The organism is Variovorax sp. FW301-JW7 (genome assembly GCF_058788795.1).
This window is the reverse complement of record NZ_JBYTBC010000007.1, coordinates 373,066-379,826: the sequence shown is the minus strand read 5'-3', so window position 1 is coordinate 379,826 and position 6,761 is coordinate 373,066. Positions and strand designations below refer to the sequence as shown.

Genomic DNA, 6,761 nt, shown 5'->3' with positions numbered 1-6,761 from the left:
GCACGGCGCGCTTGATCTCGGGCGCCTTGAACAGCGACGCGTTGGCGTGCACCGTGATCTTCAGCTTGCCGCCGGTGGCCGCGTCCACGTCTTTGGCGAACTGCGTGATGTTCTCGGTGTGGTAGTTGGTCGCGGGGTAGGCGGTGGGCAGGTCCCACTTGGCTTGCGCAAAGGCGGCGGCGCCAAGGGTGAGGCCCGCCAGGGCAATGCCGAACTTGTGATTCATGGACGCGCTCCGGAATGTAGTCAAAGCTGAATGAAAGAAAAGCATACGTGCAAATTCCGGGCCATTCGCTGAGGCATTTCCCTGCCATGTGGTGTCGATGCGGCACCAGCTGCGGGCATGAAAAAACCGCCTCGGGGGCGGTTTCTTCGTTTCAGCGTGAGGTCACTGCTTGGCGGGTTTCGCTTCGGCCACCTTGGCGGCCTTGCCTGCCTTGGCCGGGGCCGCAGCGCCGTTGAAGCTCTGGCCGTTGACCGTCAGGCCCTCGGCCGACAGCTTGGCCGCGCTCTTTTCCTTCACGCCCTTCACGCGTTGCATGAGGTCTGGCCAGTCCTTGAACTCGCCTTCCTTGCGGGCGTCGAGGATGCGCTTGGACAGCGAGGGGCCGACGCCCTTGAGGCCGTCGAGGTCGGCCGCGCTGCCCTTGTTGGCGTCGACGGCAGCGAACGAGACAGCCGCGAAGCACATGGCGAGCGTGGCGATGATTTTCTTGAACATGGTGAAAACTCCCTCTTCAATCGTTGGTATGGCTATGCCGACAGGAATATCGGCTTCGGCTCAACGAGAGGGCGCGCGCGGCAGTTGACGTGAAAACGGGGCCCTGGGCCCCGTGTGACGATTGTTCAGAACCGTGGTCAGAGTTCTTCCACGCGGCGCGGCGGATAGCTGTCCCAGGCCTGGCAGCCGGGGCAGTGCCAGAAGTACTGGTGCGCCTCGAAGCCGCAGGCCGCGCAGCGGTAGCGCATAAGCGGGCGGGTGGCCTGGTCGAGCGCGCGTTGCACCTGCGGATGGAACTGCTCGTGCTCGAAGCGCTCGCCGGCGAGCCAGCGCGACGCCGCCACGAGCGAAGGCTGGTGCGCGAGGTGGGCGATGTAGCTGTCGCGCGGCGTGGGGGCGGGCGCTTCGGCGGATGCGTCCGATGCTGTGCTGGCAGGCGTGCCGCCAAGCGCGATCAGCGCCTCGAGCACGTCGATCGACGGCGACTCGGCATAGCGCCGCTGCAGCAGCGCCAACGCCTCGCCTTCGCGCTGCGCGGCCACGGCGGCTTTCTGCAGCGACGCGGCGTACAGCGGCAGCGCCAGCGGCGCCGTGTCGCTGAGCCCTTCGAGCGTGTCGAAGGCCGCGGCGGCTTCGCCGTTGCGCAGCTGCAAGGTGGCGGTGTCGATGGCCGGGCGCGGTGCCTGCGGCGCCAGCGTGCGGGCCTGCGTGAGCAGGTCGCTGGCGCCCTGCAGGTCGCCGGCCGCGACGCGTTCGTTGGCCTGCTCGCACAGGTGGTGGGCGCGGCGCGTGCTGTAGCTGGCCTGGTCGGACTCGTCGAGCTTCTGTGCCACGTCGGCGGCCTGCGCCCATTCGCGTGAGCGTTCGTAGATGGCCAGCAGCGCGAGCCGGGCCTCGTTCTCGTAGCGCGTGCCTTCGAGCTTCTGCAGCGCTGCTTCGGCGCGGTCGAGCAGCCCGGCGCGCAGGAAGTCTTGCGCCAGCGCGTGCTGTGCGCGCTCGCGGTCGGCACGGCTCAGGTCGCCGCGGCCCAGCAGGTGCTCGTGCACGCGCACGGCGCGCTGGTACTCGCCGCGGCGGCGGAACAGGTTGCCGAGCGCGAAGTGCAGCTCCTGCGTGTCGGGGTCGTTCTGCACGGCCTCGATGAAGGCGTCGATGGCCTGGTCCTGCTGCTCGTTGAGCAGGAAGTTCAGGCCGCGAAAGTAGGCCTTGGGCGCCTGCCGGTTCTCGAGCTTGAGCTGGCGGATGTCGAAGCGCGATGCGAGCCAGCCCAGCACGAAGGCGACGGGCAGGCCGATCAGCAGCCAGCTGGGATCAAAGTCCATGTTGACGTACGGCGGGAAGGTCGGTGGCGGAAATGGATGGCGCTGCCGTGGATGCGGTGGCGGCGGCCAGCGGTGCGGGCGAGGGGGCTTCGGTGGTCGCAGGCACTTGCGCCGCGGCGGCGCGGTGTTTCCACCAGCCGGGCAGCATGCCCAGCGCGCCGACCACGAGCCCGCCGGCAAAGGCCGCGAGCACGACGAGCACCAGCGGCGCGCGCCAGTGGGTTCCGAAGAAGAAGTAGACGGTCGCGTCGTGCTGGTTGTTCAGCGCGAAGGCGAAGAGCGTAAAAAAAATGGCTGCCTTGAGCAGCCACAGGAGGTACTTCATAGCTGTTCCCGTTGCCGGGAGCATTCTACGTTTGCATTCATTTGCATCAGGCCTTGCGGCCGGCGGCTTCCTTGCCTGCATCGAGCTCGGCGGTCTTCGCGTCGACGGCTTCGCGCAGCGCCTTGCCCGGCTTGAAGTGCGGCACGCGCTTCTCGGGAATCTGCACGCTCTCGCCCGAACGCGGGTTGCGGCCGATGCGTGGCGGACGGCGGTTGACCGAGAAGCTGCCGAAGCCACGGATCTCGATGCGATGGCCGCGCACGAGCGCGTCGCTCATGGCGTCGAGGATGGTCTTGACGGCGTATTCGGCATCGCGGTGCGTGAGCTGCGCGAAACGGGCGGCGAGTTCTTCGACGAGGTCTGAGCGGGTCATAGGCCAAACATAAACGAAAAACGTGGACGAAAAAAAAGACAGAGCGGCCCCGGGGGCCTGCCTCTGTCTTCGGACTCAGCTTACTTGTTGTCGCTGTTGTCGAGCTTGGCGCGCAGCAGGGCGCCCAGGCTGGTCGTGCCCGCGTTTTCGCGTGCCGACTGCTGGCTCAGGCTGGCCATGGCGCCTTGTTCGTCGACCATGTCCTTCTGCTTGATCGACAGCTGGATGTTGCGGGTCTTGCGATCCACATTCACCACGATGGCCGTGACTTCGTCGCCTTCCTTGAGCACATTGCGGGCATCTTCGACGCGGTCGCGCGAGATTTCCGAAGCACGCAGGTAGCCGATGATGTCTTCGCCGAGGTCGATTTCAGCGCCGCGGGCGTCCACGGTCTTGACCTTGCCGGTCACGATCTGGCCCTTGTCGTTCACGGTGGTGAACGTAGTGAACGGATCGCTGTCGAGCTGCTTGATGCCCAGCGAGATGCGTTCGCGGTCGACGTCGACAGCCAGCACGATCGCTTCGACTTCCTGGCCCTTCTTGTAGTTGCGAACGGCGGTTTCGCCGGTTTCGTTCCACGAGAGGTCCGAGAGGTGCACCAGGCCGTCGATGCCGGCAGCCAGACCCACGAACACGCCGAAGTCGGTGATCGACTTGATCGGGCCCTTGACGCGGTCGCCACGCTTCGTGTTCTGAGCGAACTCTTGCCACGGGTTGGCCTTGCACTGCTTCATGCCCAGGCTGATGCGGCGCTTGTCTTCGTCGATTTCCAGGACCATGACTTCGACCTCGTCGCCCAGCGAGACGATCTTGTTCGGAGCGATGTTCTTGTTGGTCCAGTCCATTTCGGAGACGTGCACCAGGCCTTCGATGCCGGGTTCGAGTTCGACGAACGCGCCGTAGTCGGCGATGTTCGTGACCTTGCCGAACAGGCGGGTCGATTGCGGGTAGCGGCGCGAAACGCCCATCCACGGGTCGTCACCCATTTGCTTGAGACCCAGCGAGACACGGTTCTTTTCGGTGTCGAACTTGAGGATCTTGGCGGTGATTTCCTGGCCGGCCTGAACGACTTCGCTCGGGTGGCGAACACGGCGCCATGCCATGTCGGTGATGTGCAGCAGGCCGTCGATGCCGCCGAGGTCCACGAACGCACCGTATTCGGTGATGTTCTTGACCACGCCGCGCACGACTGCGCCTTCCTTCAGGGTTTCCATCAGCTTGGCGCGTTCTTCGCCCATGCTGGCTTCGACCACGGCACGGCGCGACAGCACGACGTTGTTGCGCTTGCGATCGAGCTTGATGACCTTGAATTCGAGGGTCTTGTTTTCGTACGGGGTCAGGTCCTTGATCGGACGCGTGTCGATCAGCGAGCCCGGCAGGAACGCGCGGATGCCGTTGACCAGGACGGTGAGACCGCCCTTGACCTTGCCGCTGGTGGTGCCGGTGACGAAGTCGCCCGATTCCAGGGCCTTCTCCAGGGCGAGCCACGAAGCCAGACGCTTGGCGGTGTCGCGCGAGAGGATGGTGTCGCCGTAGCCGTTTTCAACGCTGCCGATGGCAACGGAAACGAAATCGCCGGCCTGGACTTCGAGTTCGCCCTTGTCGTTCTTGAACTCTTCGATCGGCACATACGCTTCGGACTTCAGACCGGCGTTGACGACGACGTGGTTGTGTTCGACGCGCACGACTTCGGCCGTGATGACCTCGCCGCTGCGCATTTCGGAACGCTTCAGGGACTCTTCGAATAGGTCGGCAAAAGATTCAGACATTTATGGTTCCTTCCGTCAGGCAGGGTTGGCAGGCGCTCTTGCGAAATTGCGTGCGGCTGCTGTAGGTCTGTAGACGGCGGTTAGGTTGTGGGCGTGAGCCCGGTTGGTTGAACAACCAGCAGGCCGGTGCGCTGTCGCGCGGAAGGAGCCTGCTGGAGCGGTAGACGCCACCCGGAACACCCGGGAGACGCAAGCCTTTCAAGCGGACTTGAAAGGCTGCACTTCAAACCGCTCAAGCGGACTTGAACGGTTGAACCTGCTGCCACCAGTTCAACACCGTGTCGATCGAGTGTTCGATGGACAGCTGGGAGTTGTCGAGGTGGCGAGCGTCCTGCGCCGGCTTGAGTGGCGCAACGCTGCGGGAAGAGTCCCGGGCGTCACGTGCTTCCAAGTCGGAGCGAAGACTGTCGAGTGTAGTCGAAATACCCTTTGAAATCAACTGCTTATGCCGCCGTTCGGCGCGCTGGGCGGCACCCGCCGTGAGGAACACCTTGAGCGCCGCGTCGGGGAAGATCACGGTGCCCATGTCGCGCCCGTCGGCCACCAGGCCGGGCAGGCGGCGAAAGCGGTGCTGCAGGTCTTGCAGCGCCTCGCGCACGGCGGGCAGCGCGGAGACGCGGGAGGCGTCCATACCGGCGGCTTCGGTGCGGATGTCGTCGCTCACGTCTTCGCCGGCCAGCAGCACCTTGCCCTCGGTGAACTGCAGGGGCAGGGCGGCGGCGAGGGCGGCGATCTGCGCTTCGTTCGCGGCGTTGGCCTCCAGGCCGGCGCGGCGCGCGGCAAGCCCGGTCACGCGGTAGAGCGACCCCGAATCGAGGTAGTGATAGCCCAGCAGGCGCGCGACTTCGGCCGCCAGCGTGCCCTTGCCCGAGGCGGTCGGGCCGTCGATGCAGATCACCGGCACTTCGGCGGCCTCGGCCACCGAGAACAGGGTCTCGAAGTAGTCGGGGAAGGTCTTGGCGACGCAGTGCGGCTCAAGGATGCGCACCGGCACGCCGGCCGGGTTGAAGGCTGCGAGCGAAAAGCACATGGCGACCCGGTGGTCGTCATAGGTGCGGATGCTGGCAGGCTGCCAGCCGGCGGCGGGCAGCGGATGGACGCGGATGAAATCGGGCCCGGCCTCGACCGTGGCGCCGAGCTTTTGCAGCTCGTTCGCCATGGCGTCGATGCGGTCGGTTTCCTTGACGCGCCAGCTTGCGATGTTGCGCAGCGTGCTGGGGCCGTCGGCGTACAGCGCCATGACGGCCAGCGTCATGGCGGCGTCGGGGATGTGGTTCGCGTCGAGGTCGATGGCCTTCAGGGGCCAGGCGCCGCGGCGGATTTCGAGCCAGTTCGGGCCGCTGTCGACCCGCGCGCCCATCTGTTGGGCGGCGTCGATGAAGCGGATGTCACCCTGGATCGAGGCTGCGCCGACGCCTTCGATGCGGATGCCGTTCTGGCCCGAGACACCCGTCGCAATGGCGCCAAGTGCTATGAAATAGCTAGCAGACGAGGCGTCCGCCTCGACGTGGATCTCGCCCGGTGAGCTGTAGCGGCTGCCGGCGGGAATGGTGAAGCGCTCCCAGCCGTCGCGCTGCACCGCGATGCCGAAGCGCGCCAGCAGGTTCAGCGTGATCTCGATGTAGGGCTTGGAGATCAGCTCGCCGACCACCTCGATCACGATGTCGTCGGCCGCCGCCAGCGGCAGCGCCAGCAGCAGGGCGGTCAGGAACTGGCTCGACACGTCGCCGCGCACGCGGATCGGTGCGCCGAGCGCCAGTTCGTCGTGAGACACGGGGTGGATGCGCAGCGGCGGGTAGCCGGGGTTGCCGAGGTAGTCGATGCGGCAGCCCAGCTGCGTGAGCGCGTCGACCAGGTCGCCGATGGGGCGCTCGTGCATGCGCGGCACGCCGCTGAGTTCGAACTCGCCACCGAGCAGCGACAGCGCCGCCGTCAGCGGACGCATGGCGGTGCCGGCGTTGCCCAGGAACAGCGGCAGCAGCGTCGCGCCCAGCGACGGCGGCAGCTGGCCGCCGAGGCCCGTGATGCGCAGCGAACTGTCGGCCGGCTCGATGCCGCAGCCCAGCGCGCGCAGCGCGTCGAGCATCACGCGCGTGTCGTCGGAGTCGAGCAGGTCGTGGATCGTGGTGGTGCCGCTGGCGAGCGCGGCCAGCAGCAGCACGCGGTTGGAGATGCTCTTGGAGCCCGGCAGCCGGACCGTGCCGGCGGCGCCCGCGAGGGGAGGGAGGTCGAGAAAGGCGGTCGAGAACAT

At 66.4% G+C, this 6,761-nt stretch carries 6 protein-coding genes and 1 pseudogene; all 7 read right to left on the bottom strand.

From position 1 onward, the window contains the following. Positions 1-226: pseudogene (locus AC3WQM_RS21160) on the bottom strand (C4-dicarboxylate ABC transporter substrate-binding protein); the annotation flags it as partial. A 162-nt stretch (positions 227-388) separates the two neighbouring features. After that, positions 389-721, bottom strand: coding sequence for a ComEA family DNA-binding protein (locus AC3WQM_RS21155; protein ID WP_492681434.1), 333 nt, complete (start codon positions 719-721; stop codon positions 389-391). 137 nt (positions 722-858) lie between these two features. Beyond that, positions 859-2,043, bottom strand: a complete 1,185-nt coding sequence (gene lapB, locus AC3WQM_RS21150) for a lipopolysaccharide assembly protein LapB (protein ID WP_492681432.1) — start codon at positions 2,041-2,043, stop codon at positions 859-861. Further along, entirely contained in the window at positions 2,033-2,368 is a 336-nt protein-coding gene (locus AC3WQM_RS21145; protein WP_307584922.1) for a LapA family protein, read from the bottom strand. The genes lapB and AC3WQM_RS21145 overlap by 11 nt, the downstream gene beginning before the upstream one ends. 46 nt (positions 2,369-2,414) lie before the next feature. Next, complete coding sequence (locus tag AC3WQM_RS21140) at positions 2,415-2,741, bottom strand: integration host factor subunit beta (RefSeq protein ID WP_056582668.1); 327 nt, start codon at positions 2,739-2,741, stop codon at positions 2,415-2,417. Between the two features lie 80 nt (positions 2,742-2,821). Continuing rightward, a complete protein-coding gene (gene rpsA, locus AC3WQM_RS21135; RefSeq protein WP_062468664.1) occupies positions 2,822-4,510 on the bottom strand; it encodes a 30S ribosomal protein S1 in 1,689 nt (562 codons plus the stop codon). Positions 4,511-4,742: 232 nt separating this feature from the next. After that, a complete protein-coding gene (locus AC3WQM_RS21130) occupies positions 4,743-6,761 on the bottom strand; it encodes a bifunctional 3-phosphoshikimate 1-carboxyvinyltransferase/cytidylate kinase (RefSeq protein WP_492681430.1) in 2,019 nt (672 codons plus the stop codon).

Bases quoted from the DNA above. Each gene is read 5' to 3' on its own strand.
- AC3WQM_RS21145 (WP_307584922.1), bottom strand. From the start codon at position 2,368: ATGAAGTACCTCCTGTGGCTGCTCAAGGCAGCCATTTTTTTTACGCTC.
- AC3WQM_RS21130 (WP_492681430.1), bottom strand. From the start codon at position 6,761: ATGTTCTCGACCGCCTTTCTCGACCTCCCTCCCCTCGCGGGCGCCGCC.
- rpsA (WP_062468664.1), bottom strand. From the start codon at position 4,510: ATGTCTGAATCTTTTGCCGACCTATTCGAAGAGTCCCTGAAGCGTTCC.
- AC3WQM_RS21140 (WP_056582668.1), bottom strand. From the start codon at position 2,741: ATGACCCGCTCAGACCTCGTCGAAGAACTCGCCGCCCGTTTCGCGCAG.
- lapB (WP_492681432.1), bottom strand. From the start codon at position 2,043: ATGGACTTTGATCCCAGCTGGCTGCTGATCGGCCTGCCCGTCGCCTTC.
- AC3WQM_RS21155 (WP_492681434.1), bottom strand. From the start codon at position 721: ATGTTCAAGAAAATCATCGCCACGCTCGCCATGTGCTTCGCGGCTGTC.